The sequence below is a fragment of the Terasakiella pusilla DSM 6293 genome (genome assembly GCF_000688235.1).
In the GTDB taxonomy this organism is placed as follows: domain Bacteria; phylum Pseudomonadota; class Alphaproteobacteria; order Rhodospirillales; family Terasakiellaceae; genus Terasakiella; species Terasakiella pusilla.
This window is the reverse complement of record NZ_JHYO01000007.1, coordinates 54,101-79,079: the sequence shown is the minus strand read 5'-3', so window position 1 is coordinate 79,079 and position 24,979 is coordinate 54,101. Positions and strand designations below refer to the sequence as shown.

Below are 24,979 nucleotides of genomic sequence, written 5' to 3'. Positions count from 1 at the left end.
TCATATGATGGAAGCTAATTTTTAAGAAACACAAAAATGAGGGTGTCGGCGTGTCAGCATTTTCCAGCTTGGGTGAACAAGCGCAAGAAAATGAACGATCTGTTGAAGGGATTGATTCTGAAGAGAATAAATCGCCCTCTCCGCCTGCCCCGATTAGTGTTTCCCTATCCCTTGCCGCGGCCATTCGCGCTCATAAAAAAGGCAAGATGGAAAAGGCTGTTCAGATTTACAGTGGTATTTTGCGCAAATATCCAGATCATGCGGATGCGAATTACCTGCTAGGTGTTGCGGCTTTTGAACGTGGGCTTAAAGACGATGCGATCGCAATGATTGAACGCGCGATTTTGTCGGAGCCAGATAATGCGGCCTATTATGGAAAGCTGGGAGAAATTCTCACACTTGTTGGGTATGTAGATCGTGCAGATGAAGCCTATGAAAAAGCGGCGCAATTGGCTCCCGGCGATGTGAGGTTCCATATCGGGCGCGCACAAATATTAGAACGTAGCGGCGATGTTAAAAAGGCTCTGAAACAGTATCTGGACATCATTGAACGATGGGCAGAGTCGTATGAAGCCTATTATCGAGCCGCCGCGATAGAGGCAAGACTCGGGGATCGTGATATCGCCCGAAAGCATGTCCGACAAGCGCTGAGTTTGAAAAGCGATTTTGCCGATGCGCATTTTCTGTATGCGCTTTTGGTTGCAGCGTCCGGCAAGGTGCAGGAGGCGACACAACATTTTGAGGCAGCATCGCGCTTTAGTGCGGACCGTGCAGACTTCCATGTAAAGGTCGCAAATAAACTCATTCAGTTGAATGACTATGATGGGGCCATGTCTGCGCTTTATCGTGAAGCTAAGTTACATCCGAACAATGCGGACACCTATTTCCTGATGGGCGATTGTTTAAGTCAACGTGGTGAGTTTGATGGCGCCGTCTTGAGTTACGATCGAGCTATTGAAAACAACCCTTCTTTTGCCCTTGCCTATGCCCAGCGTGGTCTGGCCTTGCTGGCTTTGGGGCGTTTGACGGATGCCCATGAAAGTTGCCAAAAAGCTGTACAAATAGACGGGACGGATTGGCAATGTCTTTGTGCACTCGGGGTGTTGTTGCGTGAAGATGATCACTTAAATGATGCAATTGATGTTCTTTTGAAAGCTGTTCGCCTTGCGCCAACTGAATGGAAACCTCTGTTGGAAATTGCCTTAGCTTATCAGGATAATCTGGAACTGGATCATGCTGTTCACTATATCCGGGAAGCGCAAAGCCTTAACCTTAAAGACAAGGGAATTGAATTTAGATTAGGGCAGATTTTGTTGCAGGCGGGGCGTTGGGAAGAAGGCTGGCCGGCCTATGAGGCCCGAAAGAAGCTTGCGACTTACAAGCCGTTATTATCTAAGGCTCAATGTAATGCCGCCGTTTGGTCAGGGCAAAACCTGTCCGATAAACGTCTTGTTCTCTTTGCTGAAGGCAGTGTCAGCGAGGCTATTCAATTTATCCGCTTTGTCCCCATGGTGCTTGAGCGTGCTAAAGATGTTTATATCTATTGTCAAAAAGACCTCGCGCGATTGTTTTCGTCAATCAAAGGTGTCTCTGGGGTTATCCACGAGGGAACGAACCCGCCGCGTTGTGAGTTTATGGCCTCGTTAAACAGCCTTCCTTTGATTTTGGGGGTTAACTCCCGAAAAGAACTCCCGTTCTTTAGGCCCTATTTGAGCGCGGATAAGAGAGATGTGCAGCAATGGCAGCAACGGGTTTCTGCGGATAGCAAGGGCTTAAGTGTTGGGCTCGTTTGGCAGGGCTCTCGAAGTTATCGTAAAGATACGCGGCGCTCCCCGGGGATTTGGCCGTTTTCCCGCTTGTTCTATATGCGTGGGTTGGATTTTTTCGGTTTGCAAGTTGGGGATGGTAGCGATGTTTTGAATGATCCTCAATTATCAAAGGTCGTTAAAAATTATGGGGCGGATCTTGTAGATTTTGCGGATACGGCAGCTTTAATTCAATGTCTTGATCTTGTTATTACATGTGACAGTGCGGTCGCTCATCTTGCGGGTGCGATGGGGAAGCGCGTGTGGATGGTTTTGCCCTATGCCGTCGATTGGCGTTGGGGGACCCCCAAGGGGGGCGCAGGTGTTGCTTGTCATTGGTATCCGTCTATGACTATATATCGTCAGTCAGAACCGGGCGAATGGGCAGATGTGTTTGCGCGTCTAGGCCAAGAGCTGGAAGAACTTAAACTGAAAAACAAAGGATAAGATTGTGGGACGTCAGACGCCTGTAGATTTTGTGATCAAAAAGCTACGTAAGAAGCTCGGTGAAGAAGGGCTGCTGTGCACCGAGGAGCATCGCATTCAGGTCACGGACGAGGATAACGGGAATCTTTTTGTCAGCGTTGAGCATAATCTTGAGCCGCATATCACGTGGCTGGCTTTGTTTTCTGACGAGCTGGATATGGACTTCGATGTGACATACAACGAAAAAAGCGGCAAAATCTTGAAAGATAAAAAAATCAAAGCGGTAAATGAGATGATCAAATTTACTGGCGATGATGTGTTTGCTGAAACGATTGCTGAAAAGGTGCTTGAGTTTAACGACGAGCTCAAGAAAAATAGCTAAATAAAAAAGGCCATATCATCTGATATGGCCTTAACTTTATGCGTTGTAATCCAGTCCCCAGTAGCTGAAGCGCTCTGGGTCATCGCCCCATTTGTCACGGACTTTCACGAAGAGGAACAGGTGGACACGACAGTCCATAATCTCTTCCAATTCTCTACGGGCATTGGCACCAATCGCCTTGATCTGTTGACCGCCTTTGCCGAGAATGATTTTCTTTTGGCCATCGCGGGCCACATAGACCACTTGTTCGATCTTAATGGACCCGTCCTGTTTTTCTTCCCAGGTCTCCGTTTCAACCGTGGTTGAGTACGGCAGTTCTTGGCGAAGTTTTAGGTATAGCTGCTCGCGAGTGATCTCAGCTGCGAGCAAACGTTCCGGCATATCGGACACCTGATCTTCAGGGAAAAGCCATGGCCCCTGTGGTAACTTGCCTGCGATGAAATCAACAAAGTGATCCAGACCATCGCCTTTTTTGGCAGAGACCATGAAGGTATCGGTGAAGATTTCTTCTTCATTTAGGGTGTGGGCTAGTTCCAGCAAGGCACCTTTTTCGACAAGATCAATTTTATTAAGGATCAGAATGGCTTTGCGCTTTTGGTCCTTAAGTGTATCGATAATGTTGCGAGTTTCCTTGCAGATCCCGCGTTTGGCATCTACCAAAACAACGATAAAATCGGCATCGGCAGCCCCGCCCCATGCCGCGGCAACCATCGCTCGATCAAGGCGGCGTTTTGGCGCAAAAATACCAGGGGTATCGACAAAGATGATTTGGCTGTGGTCTTTCATCATAATCCCTAGAACACGTGTTCGTGTCGTTTGTACTTTAGGGGAGACAATGGAGACTTTGGTGCCGACCATATAGTTGATGGCAGTTGATTTACCGGCATTTGGAGCACCAACAAAAGCAACAAAGCCGGCGCGTTGTGTCGATAGGTCGTTTAGGTCGTTCATAGTTTCATTTCCAAGACGGTTTTAAGCAAGGCCCCTGCCGCGGCTTGTTCAGCCTGTCTCTTGGAGGTACCTTGTGCGCGATGAGGCGTATGATTTTTTACCATAACTTCGATCTCAAAGACAGGCGCATGTGCGGGGCCTTCCTGTGAGACGATTTTGTAAAGTGGTAAGGGTAAGCCCCTGCCCTGTGCCCATTCTTGCAGGGCGGTCTTATTATCTTGTGGTGGTGTCGGGTCTTCTGCGACCATGTCATGCCAAAAAGTATGGATAAATTTTTGTGCTGTTTCCAGCCCGCCATCAAGATAGAGGGCAGCAATCACGGCTTCACAGGCATTTGACAGAATGGCAGGGTTTTCACGCCCGCCTGCCACAGCTTCTGCCTCCAGCATGTCGATATAGCTTCCAAGGTTGATCTGTTTGGCGACACGGGCCAAAGCTTCTTTTCTGACCAAGGCTGTATGACGGCGGGCCAAATCACCTTCCTTATCCTTTGGAAAGCGTCGGAGAAGCAGATCTGCAATGACAAGGCCAAGGACACGATCACCTAAAAATTCAAGGCGTTCGTTGTCGATGGCCTGACCGTCTTTTTTGCGTTTGTGGGTGCTGGCATGGACAAGGGCCAGCTTCAGCCGGTCCTTGTCTTTAAAGCGATAGCCAAGTGTTTCTTCCAGCTTTGAAGGGTTAGCTGCACTCATCTATTATTCAATACCTGTAAAGAGGCGATCAAAGCGAATAGAAGACAAATCCCAGATCGGCTCTAAAGTGTCTTTGGAGTAGAACAGGAATTCCGCGCGTCCAACAAGGTTTTTAGCAGGTACAAAGCCGACTTCGTTCAGGTAGCGACTATCGCGGGAGTTATCGCGGTTGTCACCCATCATGAAGTAATGTCCCGGGGGCACGTTATAGACTTGCGTATTGTCCATCGGGTTTAAGTTGTCGGAGTTTTCAAGGATATAGTGTTTCAGGCCTGACGGTAACGTTTCAACATACCGGTTGGAACGGTGAATGCTGCCATCACGGGTGCGGGTGACAAAATCACCGACCAGTTCGCGCTCTACGGCTTTACCGTTGATGTGAAGGATGCTGTCAATCACTTGAATTTTGTCGCCCGGTAGACCAACGATACGCTTGATATAGTCGACAGAGGGGTCACTGGGCAATTTAAAGACAGCGACATCACCACGCTTGGGTTCTGAAGACAGGATACGATCGTCAAACAGGTTGACGCCAAATGGCAGAGAATACGTGCTATACCCGTAAGAGAACTTGGATACGAAGAGGTAATCACCGATCAGGAGTGTCGGCTTCATTGAGCCTGAGGGAATATTGAAGGGTTCATATGCAACGGTGCGAATGCCCAAGGCCAGAATAATGGCCCAAAAAATAGTTTTAATCGTATCCATGGATAAGCTTTTGTTTTGAGTTAAATTTTAACGGACAAGATGAATCGAATCTTATCACCGGATTGTCAAGCTTCATCTGCCTTTGCGACGGCAGAAATGATGACGATTGCGTGTGCCATCGGGTATTCATCGGTCAGCGAAACATCGATTTGCGGCTGCATCCCCGTTGGCGTTAAGTCTTGAAGGCGCTTAAGTGCACCACCATGAAAGGTCATGGTAGGTTTACCAGACTCTAAATTATCATTAACAAGATCACGCCAATAGACACCATCGGCAAATCCTGTTCCCAGTGCTTTAGCCGCAGCTTCTTTGGCTGCGTATCGCATGGCATACCCGTTTGCGACATGAGCGCGTTTTTCTGATCTTGCTTGTTCTTCAAGGGTATAGACGCGATTTATAAAGCGATCCTTGAACTTTTCAAGGGTTTTCTCAATGCGTCTAATATCGATCAGGTCTGTTCCGACGCCGATAATCATTTTGTCCCCATTCGGGCTTCATCCATTAGGGAGCGCATTTTTTCCATGGCTTCAGCCAAGCCGCAGAAGACGGCTTCCCCGATCAGGAAGTGCCCGATATTGAGTTCCTGAATGGTGGGAATTTCAGCAATTGGTTTTACGGTATCATAAGTTAGACCGTGTCCGGCGTGACATTCCAGCCCGAGTTCGTCTGCATAGGCGGCGGCTTCGACTATGCGTTTGAGTTCCCGATCGCGTTTTTCCCCAACTTCTTCACAATAAGCGCCAGTGTGTAGTTCAATGACAGGCGCGCCAAGTGCTTTGGCGGCGTCCAGTTGGGCAAGATTTGCTTCGATAAACAGGGAAACACGGATGCCTGCAACACTCAGGCGCTCGACAAAGGGTTTAAGCTTGTCAAAGTTACCTTTGGCATCCAAGCCCCCTTCCGTCGTGCGTTCTTCGCGCTTCTCAGGGACGATGCAGGCGGCGTGTGGGCGGTGGCGCAAGGCGATGTCCAGCATCTCCTGTGTGGCTGCCATTTCGAAGTTCAGAGGCAGGTTTACTTCATTCGTCAGACGTGTGATATCTGAATCAGAGATGTGGCGACGGTCTTCGCGCAAATGCGCCGTGATGCCGTCAGCCCCTGCCCGTGCAGCAAGACGAGCAGCGCGAATAGGGTCAGGAAAACTTCCCCCTCGTGCATTACGGATAGTGGCAACGTGGTCAATGTTAACACCAAGCCTCAGTTTGTTTTGCATCATGTGCCTGCAGATCCTGTAAATGTTGATTTCTTTGCCATTGCGTGTCGTTTCACACGGCGACTATGGTAGCGTTTAACAAGGATTTTAATGGGAAAAAAGAACAAAATCCACGATAGGACAAAGCATGGAGCGCCGCCAACAATCATAGGCCACAGGACAGGCCATGCGATTTCACCGATATATGAGACATCAAAGCTGTGAAGGGCGTCCAAAAACTGCTCGAAGAAAGTAATGAAGTCTAGATTTTCAGATGAATTCTCGACCCCGGCTCCCATTAAAAGACCAAGTTTATAAATACCAATCCAGATAAACGGGAATGTCCAAGGGTTCCCGACCAATGTGCCAATCCAAGACGCAAGGAGGTTGCCGCGAATAAGCCAAGCAAGCAAAGCGCCGCCTGCAAGATGAAGCCCAATAAAAGGCGTAAACGAGATAGCTGCGCCACAGGCAAAACCGGCTGCAATGCTATAGGGCGTTCCGGGTAAGCGGGCAACACGGTGTCCTACATAGCGTGAGGATCGCTTCCAGCCGATTTTGGGCCAGAAAAAACCAAATATTCTCTCAAGTAAGGGAGATTTTTGACGCCGTCTGAACATGCTAGCTCTTTGCTCTCTCAACTGAATTGACTTCAGGGGTGGCTCTTAAGGCTGCAATAATGTTGGTTAAATGCCGGACATCATCTACCTCCACATCGACGATAATTTCGAAAAATTCCTGCGTGCGATGGGTGATTTTCAGGTTGTGAATATTGCCACGGTTTTTCGCGATAATCATTGACAAAGATCCCAATGCTCCGGGTTCGTTCAAGACCGTCAGTTTGATGCGTCCGACGTGTTTTGAATTCTCATTTTGCTGGGTCATATCCCATGACACATCCAACCAGCGTTCCGGTTCATTCTGGAACTGCATGAGCGTATCACAGTCAATTGTATGAATTGTGACACCGCGGCCGGTTGTAACGATCCCGACGATGCGATCCCCCGGCAAGGGGTGACAGCATCCGGCAAAGTGCATGGCCATGCCGGGAATAAGACCGCGGATAGGCACCGAGTCGGTTTTATCTTTGTCTTTATTTGATTTTGTCGGAATTTTGGTTGAAGTAACCGTCTTCTTCGCTTTAATGCCGGGGAAAACAGCTTCGAGAATATCGCGGGCGTGTAGGTGTCCGCTGCCGACCTCGGCCATGATATCTTCCGAATCATGGGCGTTGAATTTTTTGAGTATGCCTTGCAGGGCTTTTTCCGAAAATTCGTAGTCTTCCTGTCTAAAGGCACGTTGTAGCATGATCCGGCCTAAGGCCAGATATTCATCACGCTGTTGCAAGCGGATATAGCGGCGAATGCAGGCGCGCGCTTTACCTGTGACCACAAATCGCTCCCAAGTGGGGCTGGGTTGTGGCACTTTGGATGTGATAATATCAACTTGATCGCCGTTTTGAAGCTCTGTGCGCAAAGGCACAATGCGGCGATTGATCTTAGCGCCGACACAGCGGTTGCCGATTTCAGTATGGACGGCATAGGCAAAGTCAACGGGTGTGGCACCACGTGGCAGGTTGATCAAATCCCCTTTTGGGGAGAAACAGAAGACCTGATCCTGGAACATATTTAGTTTTGTATGTTCGAGAAACTCTTCCGGGTCGTCCGCGCTATCCAGAATGTCCAGAAGTTCGCGTAACCAGCGGTACTGACGCCCTTCTGTCAATTGGGTGTCGGACCCGCCTTTTGCTTTGTAGTGCCAGTGAGCAGCAACCCCATATTCTGCAATTTCATGCATTTGGCGGGTTCTGATCTGAATTTCAATACGATGATGGTCAGGGCCAAACACGCCTGTATGGAGGGACTGGTATCCATTCGGCTTTGGGGTGCTAAGATAATCTTTAAAACGGCCGGGGACGGTTGGGTATTTACCGTGAATGATCCCGAGGACGCGGTAGCAATCTTCAACGCTATCGACAATGACGCGAAAGGCCATGATATCACAAAGCTGCTCAAATCCGACGTCTTGACGCTGCATTTTGCGCCAAATGGAGTATGGTGCTTTTTCCCGTCCGCTCACTTCTGCGTCAATGTCGTTTTCTTTGACGGTTGTACGCAGTTCTTTCAGGATCCGCCCAACAAGGTCGCCGCCCTGTTCGCGCAGAAATTCGAGACGCGTAATGATGGAATCACGGGCTTCTGGATTGAGTTGCGCAAAAGAGAGATCTTGGAGCTCGTCTTTTATTTCATGCATGCCGATACGTTCTGCCAAGGGAGCGTAAATCTCCATTGTTTCGGCAGCGATACGACGGCGTTTTTCTTCCTTTTTGATAAAGTGAAGCGTGCGCATGTTGTGAAGACGGTCGGCCAGCTTTACCAGAAGGACACGAATGTCATCGGACATGGCGATAACCAGCTTGCGCAGGTTTTCAGCTTGTTTGGTATGGCTGGATTGCAGTTCGATCTGCGTTAGTTTGGTGACGCCGCCAACAAGCCGCGAGACACGTTCCCCAAAAGCATTTTCAATATCTTTGGAGGTAACTTCTGTATCTTCAATCGTATCGTGAAGAAGCGCTGTGATAATGGTATCCGTATCCAGACGATAATCGGTCAGGATGCCTGCCACTTCCAGCGGATGCATGAAATAAGGATCGCCAGAGGCTCGTTTTTGAGAGCCGTGCGCTTTCATTGCAAAAACATAAGCGCGGTTGAGGGAATCCTCATCCGCGCTTGGATCATAGGCTCTGACCCGTTCAACCAGTTCGTATTGACGGATCATCGTGTACCTACTTAGTCTTCGTCGTCGATTTCAACTTCGTCTTGGAAAGCCAAAGCGCCAGCAGCATCTAAAGACGCACTGTCGTCTTGAACGTTCAAGGCATCAGCAAGGGCGTCTGCACTTTCTTCTGCGGAAGCCGTTTGTGCATCTTCTGCACCTTCCGCGTCATCGTCATCATCGCGTGACGGTGCCATGCGCTGAGATCCGCGGATCAGGGACTCTTTAAGATTGTCAATGGAGACTGTCTCATCGGCGATTTCACGAAGGGCAACCACCGGGTTTTTATCGTTATCACGATCAACGGTGATTTCAGCACCGGCTGAAATATCACGCGTGCGCTGAGCAGCAGACATAACCAGCTCAAAGCGGTTCGGTATTTTAACGATACAATCTTCTACGGTAACGCGAGCCATAAAGACGTCACTCCAATATATATAAATGCGAAGGGCGCAAAATATAGCGCTCCTCTGTGTTAAATCAAGAGGAAACTTGTTCGATTACTTCGATAATTTGATCTTGCGGCAATTTTGCAATTAAATCAAGTAGCTGACTATCTAATTTTGGATGTTTCCAGTTCTTGTCAAGATCTTGGAGCGGGAGGAGGACAAAGCTGCGCTCGTGCATACGTGGATGCGGCACGCAAAAAGGCTTGTCTTCGATCTTCCCCTCGTCTTCAAGGATCAAGTCGCGAAAGGCGATCAGGTCAAGGTCCAGAACGCGCGGGGCATTCGCCTCTGAACGGACACGACCAAAGGAGTTCTCGATTTCAAGCAACGTTTTGAGGGTGTCTCGCGGGGATTTGTCTGTTGAGACGGCGACAACGCCGTTAATGTACCAAGGCTGGTCCGACATCGGAACGGGGGCGCTTTTATACCAACGGGAGCGTTTTATGATCGTAAGTCCATGATCTTTGAATGTTTCAAGGCAGGCTTCCAAGGTTTCGACAGGTGTGCCAAAGCGCGGGGATGGAAGGTTTGCGCCCAATCCAACGAGGATCATGATAACTCCTTGCGAAAACAGTGCTTTTAAGGTAATAATTGAGTGTTTTTATACGGTTGCTATCCTATTTTGGCAATGATGATTTGGCGCAAATGTATTTTTTTAAACGTTAGGGTTTTAAAATGATTTTCTATCCTCAGGAACGTATGGGTTTGTTTATTGATGGGTCAAACCTTTATGCGGCAGCGCGTTCCTTAAATTTCGATATCGATTATAAGCGTTTGCTCGAAGTGTTTGCCAGTAAAGGCCACCTTATTCGGGCTTTCTATTATACAGCATTGGTTGAGGATCAGGAATATTCCCCGATTCGTCCTTTGGTGGATTGGTTGGACTATAACGGCTACACGATGGTGACAAAGCCGACTAAGGAATTTACCGATGCGCAGGGACGTCGCAAGATCAAAGGTAATATGGATATTGAGCTCGCCATTGATGTTATGGAAATGGCCGAGCATCTGGATCATATCGTTATTTTCTCTGGTGACGGTGACTTTAGACGGCTTGTGGATGCGGTACAGCGCAAAGGGGTGCGTGTGACGGTTGTCAGCACAACCAAGTCAAACCCGCCGATGGTCGCTGATGAATTGCGTCGACAGGCCGACAATTTTATTGATTTGACGGACTTGGAAGACACCGTGACCCGCCCGAGTAATGCGCCAGCTTCCTCTCAGCCTGCATATGATGATGAGTATGTGGATGAGGAAGACGATGTTGAATTTATTGACTAATGATGATTGAACCACGTTTTCCCGAGAAAGATTGTCCTTTATGTCCGCGTCTTGTCGCGTTTCGTGAGGATAATCAGGCGAAATTCCCTGACTTTTTTAATGGCCCGGTCCCGTCTTTTGGCGGGATTGACGCTGAGGTGTTGGTCGTGGGGTTGGCTCCCGGCCTAAAAGGGGCGAATTGCACAGGGCGTCCCTTTACCGGCGATTATGCAGGGGATTTACTTTACCCTACCCTTAAGACATTTGGGTTTGCGCGTGGGACTTATGGCGCTTCCATTGATGATGGATTTGAGTTGGTGAATTGTCGTATCACCAATGCGGTGCGATGTGTGCCCCCACAAAATAAGACCACGGCTGCCGAAGAAAAGAACTGTCGGCCTTTCTTGATCGATGAATTTAAGGCGATGAAGAATTTAAAGGTGATCGTTGCGTTGGGGAGTGTCGGGCATAATGCCGTCATTCAGACTTTGGGGTTTAAGAAATCTCAGTGGAAGTTTGGTCACAATGTACGCCATGATTTGCCGGAGGGGCCTGTCCTTTTCGATAGCTATCACTGTTCACGATATAATACGAATACCGGGCGCTTGACCGAAGAGATGTTCCATGATGTCTTTCGTTCGGTTTGTCAGGAAATTGCCTAAGTCTTTATATTTGAGGGGCGTGTTGTGGAAATCGTTTGTCTTGACCTTGAAGGTGTGTTGGTCCCGGAAATTTGGATTGCCTTTGCCGAAAAAACGGGAATTGAAGCGCTAAAACGAACAACCCGTGATGAGCCGGATTATGATGCGTTGATGCAATATCGGCTGGACCTCCTTAGGGAGAATAATCTGAAAATGAGCGATATTCAGGATGTCATTTCTCAGATGGCACCGCTGGAGGGGGCGCGAGACTTTTTGGGGCAACTGCGGGAAGACTTTCAGGTCGTTATTTTGTCGGATACATTCTATGAATTTGCCAAACCGTTGATGCGTCAGTTGGATTTGCCGACTTTGTTTTGTCATCGTTTGCTGGTGGATGAAACGGATGCTGTTGTGGGGTATCAATTAAGACTAGCTGATCATAAGCGGAAAGCTGTTGAGGCTTTTGCACAACTGAATTTTTATACCATTGCGGCGGGTGACAGCTATAACGATACATCCATGCTGTCGCGAGCGGATGTGGGGGTTTTATTTAATGCCCCTGAAAATGTGCGAACTGCATTCCCACAGTTTAGAACGACGACTGAGTATGATGGCTTGATGGCGCTGATCAAGGAAGGGAGCCCTCGTTTTGGCTGATATTATCAATCTTCGGCAGCACCGAAAGCAAAAGGGCCGAGAAGAAAAAGAGAAGCAGGCCGAGCAAAATCGGATCAAGTTCGGCCGGACGAAAGATCAAAAAAAACGAGACGCTTTTGAAAAGAAGAAAGCGTTAAGTGAACTGGAATTGAAGAGGCTTGAGAAAAAGCTGGAAGAATAAAAAAGGCGCCCGGATTACAGGGCGCCTTTTTCATTTGATTAATCGGCACTGCTGGGGTCGAGCATTTTGTGCATATGGACGATGACATACTTGGTGTGCGCTTCATCCACATGCGCTTGACTTGCGCCACGCCAGGCATTGAGGGCAGCTTCATAACTGGGGAAAATGCCGATAATGTCCAGGTTGTCAGGGTCTACAAAGTCGTTGGTTTGCGGGTCAGCAACTTCACCGCCGAACACCAGGTGAAGTAAAGGTTTTTCCATAAAATTATATCCTTCTGTAAGACAGCGATTTCGTTGAATATACGGGTTTAATTGTTTGTTTTCAATTCAATAATAACGCTATTGGCGGTAACATCAACTCTTAGGTTGGTGAAAAAATAGTCTTTCAATATGGAACTTTCAGTCTTTTTAATCGTGTTTAAGTAAAGACATAATTTTGTTTTTGGTTCTTTTTTAGGTGAAGGAATACTGAGGAAATGAATATTACAAAAACATCATTTAATTGGATTTTATTTTTATTTTTTAAATGTTTTTGATGTTTTTACTTTTTGATTTCAGTGGGTTTCAACGGTTTCCGCCGCGGTGTAGAGAGGGGGTGTTTTCTTTAAGGTGAAAAAAACATTGAATATAACTAAAGATTGCTTAGCTGATTGAGATAAATATATAGAAAAACATGACGCCTGAAGCTGAGAAAATTTTATGGAATCTCTTTAGTTGTCTTTCTAGCGGGGTCGACGATGTCTTTTTACGACAATTTGAAAATTTCGACAAAAGTGTTTAGCGGGTTCTTTACGGTTTTAGTCCTTCTTTTGGTGGTTGCTTCCGTCGGTTTTGTTGAGCTTTCGTCTATTGGCGACAATTTTTCCCGCTATCGGGGACTTGCGCTGCAGACGAATCAATCCGGTCGTGTTCAAGCCAATCTTTTGGAAACCCGTTTAGAGGTGAAAAATTTCCTTATTCAAGCAAACGACCAGAGCATTTTAAACGTCGAGGAAAGATCGGCGGCGACCTTAAGCTTGATTGAAGGGTTGAAGGGGATGGCGGATGACGAGCAACGTCGAAGTGTTGCCTCTGGCTCTGAACGTGCCATGAAGGAATATTTAGCGACCTTTGAAGAGGTGGTGCAAAAGCAGCGTCAGAGTGATGAGATATTGACCCAAAAGCTGAATGTGCTGGGACCAAAGATGGAAGAAGCTTTATCGGCTGTAATGCAGAGTGCGTATTTTGATGGAGATACCGAAGCGGCCTATCGTGCTGGGGAAATGCTGCGTTCGTTTCTTTTAGGGCGTCTGTATTTAGTGAAGTATCTGGTTGAAAACGATACTCTTTCTTATCAGCGTGCGCTTAAAGAGTTTGCGGTGATGGAGGATAAAGCAAAGTTACTCTTGGAGAATTTGGATAACCCAAACCGCAAGGAATTGGCTGCGGGTGTTTTAGAAGAGTATGGTGTTTATAAAGAGGCCGTGCAGAATATCTTCAAGGCGATTTCTGAACGAAATGAAATTGTAATGAACCGGCTGGATAAGTTGGGGCCAAAGATTGCCGAAGATATTGAGGGCCTTAAGCTGCTGGTGAAAAGTGAACAGGATACACTGGGGCCTCAAGCGACTGCGGCAGTAAAGTCAGCTAAAAATGTAACGTTAGCTGTATCCATTGTTGGGATTGTCGTCGCTTTAATAGCTGGTGTTGTTATCGGCAGAGGTGTGTCGAACCCGATCAAGGCAATGACATTGGCGATGTCACGGCTCGCACAGGGAGATAAGTCGGTTGAAATTCCCGCGACAGAATTGAAGAATGAGATTGGTCATATGGCCAACGCGGTGACTGTTTTTAAAGACAATATGATCCAGAATGAACTGTTAACCGAGGAACAGCGAAAGGCTGACATTGAAAAGCAGCAGGAAGCAGAAAGAGTGCGCGAGCTGATCAGTGGCTTCGAGCTAACTATTGTCAGTGTTTTAGATAATCTATCTAAAGCTGACAGCACTATGAAAAAATCCTCACAAGACGTGCGTAAAAGTGCTGAGAGTACAAAAGAACGTTCCACCACAGTGGCTGGCGCGTCGGAGGAAGCGTCAAACAATGTGCAGACCGTAGCGAGTGCGGCTGAGGAGTTGGCGGCGTCGATCAACGAAATTGGGCGGCAGGTCGCGCAAGCCAATATCGTTTCTAAGAATGCGGTTTCTGAATCTGAAAATACATCGTCCGCGATCTATGTGTTGGAAAATAATGTGAACGCGATCAGTCAAATTGTGTCGTTGATCAATGATATTGCGGAACAGACGAATTTATTAGCGTTGAATGCGACCATAGAAGCTGCGCGTGCCGGTGAAGCCGGTAAAGGTTTTGCGGTGGTGGCCAGTGAAGTCAAAAATTTGGCCAATCAAACGTCTAAGGCGACTGAAGAAATCGCATCACAGATTGGTCAAGTGCAGTCCTCAACGCAGCAAGCGGTCATGTCCATTAACGGCATTTCGAAAGTCATCGGTGAGGTCAGCAATATTTCCGCCTCGATTTCAGCAGCAGTTGAAGAACAGAGCGCGGCTACACAGGAAATTGCGAGGAATGTTGAAGAGGCGTCAATCGGGACGGCAAGTGTCTCGACGTCGATTGTCGAAGTGTTGCACGCTGCACAGGATGCGAATAATGCAGCCCATATGATTGCGCAGGCATCTGCGTCTTTGTCAGAAGAGGCAACAAGTTTGCGTTCAGAAGTCACCAAGTTTTTGCGGGGAGTTCAGAACACGAGCGGAGGCGATGCCGAGTTGTTGAGTTGGGAAGATGAACATGAGGGGGAACTATCAGAATCTGATCGAGAGCATAGAGAGATGGTGGAAATGATTAATAAAATCTACCAAAACCTGAAATCTGGGCAGATGGACGAGGTGTCCTTGGCGACGGTGGATGAGCTCATTCATACCTACTCACACCATTTCAGTGGTGAGGAGACCTTTATGTTCACAGAAAACTACGAGGATATGGATGATCATCAGCTTGAGCATTTTTATTTTCTCTCAAGGCTGAACGAGCTCAAAGATGATATTGAGCAAGGCAAGAAAACAGAAGGGATAGCGCTCGTCAGCATGCTTGCAAAATGGTGGCAAGAGCACCATTCTGATCAAGATGGAAAGCTGGCAGACTTTGCACGGACTGTGCAGCAGTAGTCTGTTCTCTTAGGATTTTTCTCGCATGAGTCTGGCTTTATCGCGTTTCCAGTCTCTGTCTTTGATGCTGTCGCGTTTGTCGTGGCTCTGTTTCCCCTTCCCGACCCCGATGGCGACTTTTGCAATGCCGCGGTCGTTGAAGTGAATATGGAGAGGAACGAGTGTATAGCCTTTCTGGGTGGTCATCCCCAGCATTTTGGCGAGTTCTTTTTTGTGCGCAAGCAGTTTACGCATGCGTTTAGGTTCGTGGTTGAATCTGTTGCCGCCTTCATAGACAGGGATGTTGGCGTTGATCAAGTACAGTTCACCATCTTTTTCAGTGGCATAGGCTTCGGTGATGCTGGCACGACCGCTTCTTAAGGATTTGACTTCGGTGCCAGTCAAAACCATGCCGCATTCTATCGTATCTTCGATAAAATAGTTATGACGCGCCTTGCGGTTTTGAGCCGCAATGCGCGTCGAAAAGTCGTCTTTTTTGTTCTTGCTAGCCATTGATCTTTAAATCATGCCAAGAGAGGTTAGGGCCGCTTTTACGCGCTCTTTACTGCTTTCAGCGATTTCAACCAGCGGCAAGCGTGTTTCTGAAGAGCAAAGCCCCAGAAGTTCCGCTGCATATTTAACCGGCCCTGGGCTGCTTTCACAGAACATGGCGTTGTGAAGCGGCATCAGTTTAAACTGAATGTCCATGGCGGTTTTGATATCGCCTTCACGCCACGCACGTTGCATATCAGCGCAAAGTTTAGGGGCGACGTTTGCTGTCACTGAAATGCAACCGCGTCCACCAGCCGACAAGAATTGAACAGCTGTCGCGTCTTCACCAGAAAGCTGGCAGAAGTCAGGACCACAGGCCAAATAGGTGTCGAGTGGGCGGCACAAGTCACCTGTCGCATCTTTGACGCCGACAATATTGGGCAGCTTGGACAGTTCAGCCATTGTTTCGACATTCATGTCGATAACGGAACGGCCCGGAATGTTGTAAATAATGATCGGTAAATCACAGGAATCGTGAATTGCTTTAAAGTGAGCAAGCAAACCGGCTTGTGTCGGTTTGTTATAATAAGGAGTCACGACCAGACCCGCATCCGCGCCTGCATCCTTGGCATGTTTATGCAGGCTGACGGCTTCGGCTGTGTTGTTAGAACCGGTTCCGGCAATCACCGGAACACGTCCCTTCGCAGCCTCAAGACACAGTTCCACAACGCGGTGGTGTTCTTCATGGCTGAGGGTCGGTGATTCACCTGTGGTGCCGACCGGGACGAGAGCATCAGACCCTTGCTCGATCTGCCATTCAACATGGTCTTGGAAAGCCTGTTCATCGACTTGACCATTTTTGAACGGTGTGATCAGGGCAGGAATGGATCCCTGAAACATGACTATCTCCTTGGTATGTGGGCAATATTGCGCCACATTTATAGTAATAAGATTTAGAAGAAGCCGAACATAGCTCTTTCAATCGGTCACGGCAAGTTTTTGTATAATAAAAAAATAGTATTCCTTCCTTGCGATCATCAGGTAGGACTCTTACAGTGTTTGTTTAAACGGTAATGGGAATAGAATTAACCGTAAATAACAAGGGATGAAAGACAGTTGTTTAAAGGTCTTCACGGTGTAAAACAGCTCGGTTCTGCCGGGGTTTGCATGTTAATCGCGCTCACACTTTCAAATCCGCTGGATGCGGCGGATTTGTCACAAAGTGATTTTAAAGTTGCTGAAAAAGCCTTTAAGGAAGCGAAGAAACAACGCTGGGGCAATGCGTTGTCTGCGGCTGGCAAAGCGGATAGCGGGTTGCCCGGAAAGCTCATCCGTTGGATGCAGATTACGGACCCGAAAAAGGATGTTCCGTTTCAGGAAATTGCGGCTTTTATTGCGCATAACCCGGATTGGCCACGTCAATCCGTTTTACAACGCCGTGCTGAAGAAGCCATGAATATGGCCATCCCCGCAGCGTCTGTGTTGAAATGGTTCGCGGGTCGTCAGCCGGTCAGTTCAAACGGACATATCATGCTAGCTGCCGCTTTGGAGCAAATGGGGCGGACGGAAGAGCTGCGTTTACAAGTTAAAAAGTCTTGGTTGAATGTTAACTTTGGGCGTGATCAGCAGTCACAGTTTTATAAAAGGTATAAGTCTTACCTGAGCGATCAGGACCATATTGATCGATTGGATCGCTTGTTATGGGAAGGTCGTTACTACCCTGCCCGTCGTATGCTTGATTATGTAAATAAAGATTGGAAGTTGCTGGCTGATGCACGGCTCAAGCTGCGCAAGATGCGAAAAGGCGTGGATCGCGCGGTTGCCAGTGTCCCCAAGAATTTGGAAGATCATCCTGGGTTGCTTTTTGAACGTATGAGATGGCGTCGTATCAAAGGTCGGGATGCGGATGCACGTCAATTATTGTTTGATGCACCTGAAGCCGTTCCCTATCCGCATGTTTGGTGGAGGCAAAGGGCGATTATGGCCCGTCAGGCTGTCCGCGACGGCTATTATACGGAAGCTTATCGGATGGCGGAGAACCATGGCCTGACAGAAGGTGCTGATTATGCGGACGCTGAATGGCTCTTAGGTTGGATTAAGCTGCGTTTTTTGGCCGAGCCGGAAGTCGCGTTAAAGCATTTCAGCAATTTATATGAGGCGGTTAGTTATCCGATTAGTCGATCCCGTGGCGCTTATTGGATTGCGCGTGCTCTAACTGACCTTGGGCGTAACGACGAAGCGCAAAACTGGTACAAAACAGCATCGGACTATCAAACAACATACTATGGTCAATTGGCGGCTGAACGATTAGGTCAAAAATCTGACTTGATTATTAATGTCAAGGCACGCCCGAACCGTCAGGAACGGATCGTTTTTCAACAAAGCGAGCTTGTGGATGTTGTCAACCTGCTTCAACGTATGCAGGAACGTGACTTGATGCGCCATTTTATCTATCAGTTAAACACGATGAGTACGACGGCAGGCTGGCGAACGCTGGTTGCTGAACTGGCGATTGAGGCCGGTCGGCCGGATTTGGCAATTTATGTCGGCAAGCGCGCCTTGCGTGAAGGTCATGGGGTAATTGAAGCCGCCTACCCTGTCCTTGATGCCGGCTTAATGCGGGAAAAACCGGAAGCTGCTTTGGTCCACGGGATCATCCGTCAAGAAAGTGCTTTTTATGACAAGGCTATTAGTCGGGCTGGGGCGCGCGGCCTTATGCAGTTGATGCCACGTACAGCACATAGTCTGGCGAAAGAAAATAATTACAAATATTCTCGGGATAAGTTGATCTCAAACCCCAAACTTAATGTTTGGTTGGGGAGCGAATATCTTGAAGATTTGCTGGATACTTTTAAGGGCTCGTATGTGCTGACGCTTGCGTCTTATAATGCGGGGCCGTATCGGACGCGCCAATGGATCAAGGAATTTGGTGATCCGCGCACAGATGATCATGATTATGTTATTGACTGGGTGGAGCAAATTCCCTTTAGTGAGACACGGAATTATGTTCAACGCGTTTTGGAGAATATTCAAGTTTATCGTCATCGTTTGAAGACGGCTGAAATTGCTTCGTCACTTGAAGCGGACTTGAAACGTGCAAAATAGAGGTAACCTATGGCTGATCAGTTAAAGAATATTGATGCCTGTGTGTTTGATGCCTATGGAACTTTATTTGATGTGGCTGCTTCCGCAAGGCGTTGCGCTCAAGACATTGGGGAAAGGTGGCTTGATTTTTCTGCGATGTGGCGCAAAAAGCAGTTGGAGTATACATGGCTGCGTTCCTTGATGGGGGATTTCAAGGACTTTTGGCATGTAACTGGCGATGCATTGGATTTCACCATGGAGACATATAACATCCATGATCCGGTTTTGCGCAGCCGCTTGATGGAACTTTATCTTAAGCTGGATGCCTATCCTGAAGTGCCGAAGATGCTGGAAAACCTGAAGGCGCGAGGGGTGAAAACAGCTATTTTGTCAAATGGATCGCGGACTATGCTGACGTCTGCTGTTCGCAAAGCAGGCATTGAAAAGTTGTTGGATCATGTCATTTCTGTGGATGACATCCAAATGTTTAAAATCCATCCGAGTGTGTACCAATATGGCTGCGATTGCTTAGGTATTGCGGCGGATAGAATTGCTTTTCAATCTGCAAATGCGTGGGATGTTGCCGGTGCAGCCTCTTTCGGGATGCAGGTGGTCTGGGTCAATCGTTTTGGGCAAAAACCGGAAAAGTTGGGCGCAGCGAATAAACCAACGTTTGAAATTAGATCGTTGGATCGATTTAGTCAGTTATTAGGTGAGTAAAGCCATGGGGCGCTATCAGGAAAAGTTGATTACCGCTGGCGACGGACTGAAGTTGTACGTGAGGGACTATCGCCCCGTTGCTGGAGGACAAGGGAAAAGGCCTGTGGTTTGCTTGTCGGGCTTAACTCGAAATTCTCAGGACTTTGAAGAGATTGCAGAAACGCTCTCAGGACTGGGCCACCGGGTTGTGTGTCTTGACTATCGCGGGCGAGGTCGTTCGCAGTACGATGAAAATTGGATGAATTATCATCCGAGAACTTACGTTAGTGACATTTTCAATGTTTGTACGGCCTTGAATTTACATGGATGTACTTTTATCGGCACGTCTTTGGGCGGGCTGTTGGCAATGGCAATGTGTGTGGTTGCGCCCGGACTTGTTCATTCAGCGATCCTCAATGATGTAGGACCTGATTTGAATGAAGAGGGGTTGTCTAAAATTATTGCTTATACAGAAGATGATGAAGCGGTTCCCGATTTGGATGGCGCTGTCCGTAAGTTGAAAAAGCACTATAAGGATGAAGAGGGTTTCGTCGATAAAGACTGGCAGGCTATTGCACAGAAAACCTACAAACTTGAGCAAGGCAGTTATGTGCCGAGCTGGGATGTAAAAATTGCTCAGAACTTAAAAGCCGAGTCTGCTTTGGAGGAGCGCAAAGATTTATGGCCTTATTTCTATGCACTTGCGGATCGACCGGTGTTGGTTGTTCGTGGTGGGGCGTCTCAGGTTTTTGATAAAACGACGTTTGATAAAATGTGCGTAGGGTTAACGTCTATTTCCGGTGTTGAGGTGCCAAATGTTGGGCATGCCCCTACTCTTTCCGAGGCGGTGGCGGAAAAGGCAATCTTGGATTTCATGAGCAATATTTCTTAAATAAAAAAGCCCGCGATATGCGGGCTTTTGTCATTAGGCGGTTGCTTTTTTACCGCCGTCAATTTTGTCGCTTGCCGAGGCCTGTGATTTAGGTAGCTCAGCTGTCACTTTCAAAGTGGGCTTTTGGCTGTTTTTAAACTCGCCATCTGCCAGACGTTTGCAATGCCCTTCAAGGAAGGCACCTGTTTCAATAGACAGGTTATCATGCAGGATATCGCCGACAACATTGGCGCTTTTTGCAAGACTAACGTTTAAGGCTTTGATTTGACCGACGACTTTACCGTGGACGCGAATGGATTCAGCAACAATCTGGCCTTCGATAAGCGCCGTTTCCCCAACCAATAGGTCTTTGCTGTTGATGTCACCCTTGACGGTACCATCGATTTGGATTTCGCCTTCACTAACCAGATTGCCTGTGACGGTTAGGTCTTCGCTGATGATTGATGGCGGAACACGCTTTTTCGCAGCAACTGCTGGTGAGGTGTTTGCTTTATTTTTATTACCCTTGGAAAACATTACGTCCTGCCTTGATAAATTTGTACGGATCTACATTTTTCTCGTTAAAGCGCACTTCATAGTGCAAGTGAGCCCCTGTGCTTCTGCCAGTGTTGCCCACAAGGCCGATTTTGGTTCTAAAATCGACATGCTGCCCTTTTTTAACAAGGGTCTTGTGAAGGTGACCGTAACGGGTTTTGATACCGTTACCATGGTCAATAACAATAAAGCGACCATAATTCCCCTTCCAGCCTACAAACTCTACCGTACCAGGTGCAGTTACGTAAACAGGAGATTTTTTGGAAGCGGCCATATCTAGACCATAATGGACTGCCCAGCGTTTATTTACCGGGTCACGGCGCTTCCCGTAGCGGCTGCTAATGTAATAGTAGTCCAAAGGTTGCGCCAATGGCAATGATTGCTTGATATGTTGCAGGCCCTGCCAGCGAACGAGGTTCTTGTCGATCTCGCCCAATTTTTGGGTTTTGGCATTCTGTACTGTTTCACCATCGGCAGGAGATGCAGCGATAAATGGTCCGCCGGAGGCGGTGGCGTCATCATCCAGATTGTTCAACATTTCATCTGGGTCAAGACCTGCAAGGGTCAGAATTTCTTCAATATCTGCGATTTCTTCGTTGGCTTGCGTGCTCACGCGCTTGATGAGGTCTTCCTGCGTGTGATTGAGACGCGCCATTTCCACTTCGATGTTACGCAGCTTTTCTTCGAGGCGTTCTTTTTGGGAACGTGCGGCGTTGCGTTCTGCCAAGGCAGTTTGCAAGTCCATTTCTTTTAGGGATAAGTCCCCCTTAAGGGAGTAGTTGCGATTAGCAAGCTCACGCATGGACTCTTCAATGGAAACCAGCTGGCGGTTCAAGTGTTTACGTGCGATCTGTGCTTCTTTGCGTGCAGCTTCTGCAGAAACCAATTTGTCTTTGTTTTTTATTGCTTCTTGATCAATGCTGGCAATGAGCATGGAATGATTAGCTTCCAATTCGTCACTGATGTTTGTGAATTTGTTTTGATACTCGGTGACTTCACTAAGTAAGCTGCGATAGGCAACTTGGACGCTGAGGATCTCTTTATCTTTTTCGACGAGTTCCGCATCGTGAAGAAAGTGCGTTGTGCTGGTGAAAACAGTCCAGCTCAAGAGGGCGAAGGCGCACGCCGAGGCGGCCATCTGAAGACGCTTAGAGAGGCAAATATATTTAAGATCACCATCTGTACGCAGTACGATCTGGCGTTCTGGAAAATATTTGTCGGTTAGCTCAAGAGTTTTTTCTTTGAATGCTTTTACACGGTTTTGAAAATCGCTCATATGCCCCAAATGCCACTTAACTAAATACTTGGATTGAAATTTGTTATATTTCAATCTTTTAGGTTTTGCTTTGGACTTTGAGGAGTGTTTTTATGCATATAGCTTTCCCCAAAAACCCCGCCATTTATACAAGGGTTTGCATCTTAACGCTATGCTAATAATCAAAAAAATGTAAAAACTTGCCTACTGGTACGCATCGCAATTGTGTTAAGGCAAAGCCATGAAATGGGAGATTAAAAGTGTCGTCAAAAAATGCCAACATCAGCAAGTCTTTTTTGAGAAGCCCTGCAGGTGTTCTTGCAACTTGGTTTTGGTCGGGGCTTATGCCATTCGCGCCGGGGACGTGGGGATCGCTTGCTGCTTTGCCTTTTGCCTATTTCATTCAATATTATGGCGGCTGGATTGCTCTGTTAATCGCAAGCATCGTCGTATTTCTCATCGGCTGGTGGGCGTCTCACATTTTTGAAAAAGAAGCTGGCGTTGAAGATCCCGGGGCTGTTGTGATCGATGAAGTTGCAGGGCAGTGGCTGGTGCTGTTGCCAGCAGGGTTGGACCCCCTGCTCTATCTGGTCGGTTTTGTTTTATTCCGTCTGGTTGATATCTTTAAGCCGTGGCCTGCCTGTTGGTTTGATCGCAACGTTCATGGGGGCTTGGGGATTATGCTAGATGATGTGGTGGCGGCCCTGTATGGTCTGGGCGTGGTCTATTTTTTAAGTATTCAATTGGCGGGGTGAGCCTATGTTTGACGAGTTAGCAAGTGAAGTTCTTGAATTGTGTCGCAGCAAGAAGTTGACAGTCGCAACCGCAGAATCTTGCACGGGTGGTTTGATTGCAGGTGCCTTGACGGAAATTGCAGGGTCGTCTGATGTGGTCGACCGGGGGTTTGTCACATATTCCAACAAGGCAAAACATGAGGTTTTGGGTGTTTTGCGCGCTGACCTAGAGGCCTACGGTGCGGTAAGTGACGTGGTCGCCCAAGAGATGGCCGAAGGTGGGATGAAAGCGGCTGGTACGGATATTTGCGTGGCAGTTACCGGGATCGCCGGTCCGGGCGGGGGAACTGAGGATAAGCCGGTGGGACTGGTTTACCTGAGTTGTGCCAAAAAAGGCGTTTTAACGATTGTTGAAAAGCATATCTTTGATGGTGATCGCGCTGACGTGCGCTGCCAGACCGTTAAACGTGCCCTTGAATTGATTGCGGATCAGGCGTCGCGATAAAGCTCGTTGGCGCGCTTTTCAAAGGCGGACATCATAAGCTGGACGGCCTCATTGAAAACCGCGCCCATGACTTTTTGCAAGAGGGCTGAGCGAAATTCAAAATCGACGAAAAAGTCGATGTTGCACCCTCCATCGGATTCATCGTCAAATTTCCAGTGACTGTTCAGGTATTTAAACGGACCGTTTTTATAGACGATCTTGACCTCTTTACCGGGATCCATTGTCACTTCGGACGTATATTTTTCCCGGATCATTTTAAAGCCAATAACCATATCGGCAATCATATGATTGCCTTGGTGATCGCGCACACGTGTGGCTACACACCAGGGTAAAAAGTCCGGGTATGCATCAACATTTGCCACCAAATCGTACATTTGTTGTGCTGAATAGGGGCAATATTTTTTTTCTGCGTGCGTTGGCATTTTATTTCTTAGCTAGCTGTTCCTCACGGGCAGCACGCAAGCGGGCGAAATCTTGATCCGCATGATAGCTGGAACGCGTCAATGGAGAGGAAGATACCAGCAAGAAGCCTTTACGTTTGGCAATTCGAGCATATTCCGCAAATTCATCAGGCGTTACAAAGCGATCGACCGGCGCGTGCTTTGGCGTGGGTGCTAAGTACTGCCCAATGGTTAAAAAGTCAACATCGGCACAGCGCATATCGTCCATAACCTGAATGACTTCTTCTTTTGTTTCACCCAATCCAACCATAATGCCGGATTTGGTAAACATATGTGGGTCCAGTTCTTTGGCTTTTTGCAGGACGCGCAAAGAATAGAAATAACGTGAGCCAAGTTGTACGGATGGGAACAAGCGAGGCACGGTTTCTAGGTTGTGGTTGAACACGTCTGGCTTGGCAGCAATGACGTGTTCCAATGCCCCTTCTTTCCCGCGGAAATCCGGTGTCAGGATTTCAATGGTTGTTTCCGGTGACTTTTCGCGGATGCGCTCAATGCACTGGACAAACTGGTCCGCGCCACCATCATCCATATCGTCGCGATCAACTGAGGTGATCACCACATGTTTGGCGCCCATGGTCGCAACGGAGATGGAGACGTTTTCCGGCTCCATTGGGTCGGCAGCGTTTGGTTTGCCGGTAATAACGTTACAGAAGGTACAGGCACGGGTGCAGATTTCACCTAGAATCATAAAGGTTGCGTGTTTACGTTCCCAACATTCACCGATATTGGGGCAAGAGGCTTCCTCACAAACGGTGTGAAGCTTTTTTTCGCGCATGAGCTTGCGGGTTTCGTTGTAGCCTTTTGACGTCGGGGCTTTAACGCGAATCCAGTCCGGTTTGCGTTGGATTGGATTATCCGGGTTTTTCTGCTTCTCGGGGTGACGCAGTTTCGGTGCTTCACTCATGACCTTATGATCCTTTTTGTTTGCAAGTGTTCCTACCCGCAATAAGATATTTAGGCTGTTTTCGGTGTTTCTCAACCGAAGGGGAAATGTCTTTTACAGAAGCCAGACAATAAAAACAACCGCAGAGAAAGACGAGGAAGGGATAATTCTCC

General features: G+C 47.8%; 28 protein-coding genes. 12 read left to right on the top strand and 16 right to left on the bottom strand.

The features are described 5' to 3' along the window. Positions 1–50 precede the first annotated feature (50 nt). Both Q397_RS0106365 and Q397_RS0106360 read left to right on the top strand, forming a co-directional pair. A complete protein-coding gene (locus Q397_RS0106365; RefSeq protein WP_028878699.1) occupies positions 51–2,252 on the top strand; it encodes a tetratricopeptide repeat protein in 2,202 nt (733 codons plus the stop codon). A gap of 4 nt (positions 2,253–2,256) precedes the next feature. Beyond that, on the top strand, positions 2,257–2,613 hold the full coding sequence (locus tag Q397_RS0106360; RefSeq protein ID WP_028878698.1) for a hypothetical protein: 357 nt from the start codon (positions 2,257–2,259) through the stop codon (positions 2,611–2,613). A 36-nt stretch (positions 2,614–2,649) separates the two neighbouring features. Here Q397_RS0106360 and era read toward each other — a convergent pair whose 3' ends face one another. From era to folK, 9 genes are all read right to left on the bottom strand, one after another. Continuing rightward, on the bottom strand, positions 2,650–3,564 hold the full coding sequence (gene era / locus Q397_RS0106355; RefSeq protein WP_028878697.1) for a GTPase Era: 915 nt from the start codon (positions 3,562–3,564) through the stop codon (positions 2,650–2,652). Continuing rightward, positions 3,561–4,259, bottom strand: coding sequence for a ribonuclease III (rnc, locus tag Q397_RS0106350; RefSeq protein WP_028878696.1), 699 nt, complete (start codon positions 4,257–4,259; stop codon positions 3,561–3,563). Before rnc ends, era begins: the two co-directional genes overlap by 4 nt. Positions 4,260–4,262: 3 nt before the next feature. Continuing rightward, positions 4,263–4,967: a signal peptidase I gene (gene lepB, locus Q397_RS0106345; protein WP_028878695.1), complete on the bottom strand. Its 705-nt coding sequence runs from the start codon at positions 4,965–4,967 to the stop codon at positions 4,263–4,265. A 65-nt stretch (positions 4,968–5,032) separates the two neighbouring features. Next, positions 5,033–5,443 (bottom strand): holo-ACP synthase, encoded by a 411-nt coding sequence (gene acpS, locus Q397_RS0106340; RefSeq protein WP_028878694.1) that lies wholly within the window; start codon positions 5,441–5,443, stop codon positions 5,033–5,035. Continuing rightward, entirely contained in the window at positions 5,440–6,180 is a 741-nt protein-coding gene (locus tag Q397_RS0106335; protein WP_028878693.1) for a pyridoxine 5'-phosphate synthase, read from the bottom strand. The genes acpS and Q397_RS0106335 overlap by 4 nt, the downstream gene beginning before the upstream one ends. After that, positions 6,180–6,800, bottom strand: coding sequence for a DUF2062 domain-containing protein (locus Q397_RS0106330; protein ID WP_205618799.1), 621 nt, complete (start codon positions 6,798–6,800; stop codon positions 6,180–6,182). The genes Q397_RS0106335 and Q397_RS0106330 overlap by 1 nt, the downstream gene beginning before the upstream one ends. Further along, positions 6,781–8,937 (bottom strand): RelA/SpoT family protein, encoded by a 2,157-nt coding sequence (locus Q397_RS0106325; RefSeq protein ID WP_028878691.1) that lies wholly within the window; start codon positions 8,935–8,937, stop codon positions 6,781–6,783. Before Q397_RS0106325 ends, Q397_RS0106330 begins: the two co-directional genes overlap by 20 nt. Before the next feature lie 11 nt (positions 8,938–8,948). After that, on the bottom strand, positions 8,949–9,350 hold the full coding sequence (rpoZ, locus tag Q397_RS0106320) for a DNA-directed RNA polymerase subunit omega (protein ID WP_028878690.1): 402 nt from the start codon (positions 9,348–9,350) through the stop codon (positions 8,949–8,951). Positions 9,351–9,414: 64 nt separating this feature from the next. Then, entirely contained in the window at positions 9,415–9,936 is a 522-nt protein-coding gene (gene folK / locus Q397_RS0106315; RefSeq protein WP_038012943.1) for a 2-amino-4-hydroxy-6-hydroxymethyldihydropteridine diphosphokinase, read from the bottom strand. A gap of 122 nt (positions 9,937–10,058) precedes the next feature. On the opposite strand from folK, the gene Q397_RS0106310 reads away from it, so the two are divergent. From Q397_RS0106310 to Q397_RS0106295, 4 genes are read left to right on the top strand one after another with little or no spacing between them, the layout of a single operon-like run. Beyond that, complete coding sequence (locus Q397_RS0106310; RefSeq protein ID WP_028878688.1) at positions 10,059–10,664, top strand: LabA-like NYN domain-containing protein; 606 nt, start codon at positions 10,059–10,061, stop codon at positions 10,662–10,664. Further along, positions 10,664–11,305: a uracil-DNA glycosylase gene (locus tag Q397_RS0106305; protein ID WP_028878687.1), complete on the top strand. Its 642-nt coding sequence runs from the start codon at positions 10,664–10,666 to the stop codon at positions 11,303–11,305. Before Q397_RS0106310 ends, Q397_RS0106305 begins: the two co-directional genes overlap by 1 nt. Before the next feature lie 24 nt (positions 11,306–11,329). Then, positions 11,330–11,941 (top strand): bifunctional phosphoserine phosphatase/homoserine phosphotransferase ThrH, encoded by a 612-nt coding sequence (gene thrH, locus Q397_RS0106300; protein ID WP_028878686.1) that lies wholly within the window; start codon positions 11,330–11,332, stop codon positions 11,939–11,941. Beyond that, positions 11,934–12,122 (top strand): DUF4169 family protein, encoded by a 189-nt coding sequence (locus tag Q397_RS0106295; protein ID WP_028878685.1) that lies wholly within the window; start codon positions 11,934–11,936, stop codon positions 12,120–12,122. The genes thrH and Q397_RS0106295 overlap by 8 nt, the downstream gene beginning before the upstream one ends. Before the next feature lie 38 nt (positions 12,123–12,160). Here Q397_RS0106295 and Q397_RS0106290 read toward each other — a convergent pair whose 3' ends face one another. Continuing rightward, positions 12,161–12,385, bottom strand: coding sequence for a DUF4170 domain-containing protein (locus Q397_RS0106290; RefSeq protein ID WP_028878684.1), 225 nt, complete (start codon positions 12,383–12,385; stop codon positions 12,161–12,163). Positions 12,386–12,861: 476 nt separating this feature from the next. On the opposite strand from Q397_RS0106290, the gene Q397_RS23925 reads away from it, so the two are divergent. Beyond that, entirely contained in the window at positions 12,862–15,288 is a 2,427-nt protein-coding gene (locus tag Q397_RS23925) for a methyl-accepting chemotaxis protein (RefSeq protein WP_051609773.1), read from the top strand. Between the two features lie 9 nt (positions 15,289–15,297). On the opposite strand, the gene smpB is transcribed toward Q397_RS23925, so the two are convergent. Further along, positions 15,298–15,780, bottom strand: a complete 483-nt coding sequence (smpB, locus tag Q397_RS0106280) for an SsrA-binding protein SmpB (protein ID WP_028878683.1) — start codon at positions 15,778–15,780, stop codon at positions 15,298–15,300. A gap of 6 nt (positions 15,781–15,786) precedes the next feature. Further along, positions 15,787–16,659, bottom strand: coding sequence for a 4-hydroxy-tetrahydrodipicolinate synthase (gene dapA, locus Q397_RS0106275; RefSeq protein WP_028878682.1), 873 nt, complete (start codon positions 16,657–16,659; stop codon positions 15,787–15,789). Between the two features lie 267 nt (positions 16,660–16,926). Between dapA and Q397_RS0106270 the strand changes: the two genes are divergently transcribed. The 3 genes from Q397_RS0106270 to Q397_RS24625 are packed head-to-tail and all read left to right on the top strand — an operon-like array spanning position 16,927 to position 20,434. Continuing rightward, complete coding sequence (locus Q397_RS0106270; RefSeq protein WP_038012960.1) at positions 16,927–18,864, top strand: lytic transglycosylase domain-containing protein; 1,938 nt, start codon at positions 16,927–16,929, stop codon at positions 18,862–18,864. 9 nt (positions 18,865–18,873) lie between these two features. Further along, positions 18,874–19,563 carry a haloacid dehalogenase type II gene (locus tag Q397_RS0106265; RefSeq protein ID WP_028878680.1) on the top strand — a complete coding sequence of 230 codons (690 nt, stop codon included), beginning with the start codon at positions 18,874–18,876 and terminating at the stop codon, positions 19,561–19,563. Positions 19,564–19,567: 4 nt separating this feature from the next. Next, entirely contained in the window at positions 19,568–20,434 is an 867-nt protein-coding gene (locus tag Q397_RS24625) for an alpha/beta fold hydrolase (protein WP_084148965.1), read from the top strand. Between the two features lie 33 nt (positions 20,435–20,467). On the opposite strand, the gene Q397_RS0106255 is transcribed toward Q397_RS24625, so the two are convergent. Then, positions 20,468–20,950 carry a bactofilin family protein gene (locus Q397_RS0106255; protein WP_028878678.1) on the bottom strand — a complete coding sequence of 161 codons (483 nt, stop codon included), beginning with the start codon at positions 20,948–20,950 and terminating at the stop codon, positions 20,468–20,470. Next, on the bottom strand, positions 20,934–22,244 hold the full coding sequence (locus Q397_RS25370; protein ID WP_051609772.1) for a M23 family metallopeptidase: 1,311 nt from the start codon (positions 22,242–22,244) through the stop codon (positions 20,934–20,936). Before Q397_RS25370 ends, Q397_RS0106255 begins: the two co-directional genes overlap by 17 nt. 239 nt (positions 22,245–22,483) lie before the next feature. Here Q397_RS25370 and Q397_RS0106245 point away from each other — a divergent pair, with 239 nt between their 5' ends. Both Q397_RS0106245 and Q397_RS0106240 read left to right on the top strand, forming a co-directional pair. Further along, entirely contained in the window at positions 22,484–22,978 is a 495-nt protein-coding gene (locus Q397_RS0106245) for a phosphatidylglycerophosphatase A (protein ID WP_084148964.1), read from the top strand. A gap of 4 nt (positions 22,979–22,982) precedes the next feature. After that, positions 22,983–23,462, top strand: a complete 480-nt coding sequence (locus Q397_RS0106240; protein WP_028878676.1) for a CinA family protein — start codon at positions 22,983–22,985, stop codon at positions 23,460–23,462. Here the strand turns inward: Q397_RS0106240 and Q397_RS0106235 are convergent. Further along, the gene (locus tag Q397_RS0106235) at positions 23,447–23,884 is read right to left on the bottom strand and encodes a type II toxin-antitoxin system RatA family toxin (protein WP_028878675.1); all 438 of its coding nucleotides are present in this window, start codon (positions 23,882–23,884) and stop codon (positions 23,447–23,449) included. The genes Q397_RS0106240 and Q397_RS0106235 overlap by 16 nt on opposite strands. A 1-nt stretch (position 23,885) precedes the next feature. Continuing rightward, positions 23,886–24,827 carry a lipoyl synthase gene (gene lipA / locus Q397_RS0106230; protein ID WP_028878674.1) on the bottom strand — a complete coding sequence of 314 codons (942 nt, stop codon included), beginning with the start codon at positions 24,825–24,827 and terminating at the stop codon, positions 23,886–23,888. Positions 24,828–24,979 lie beyond the last annotated feature (152 nt).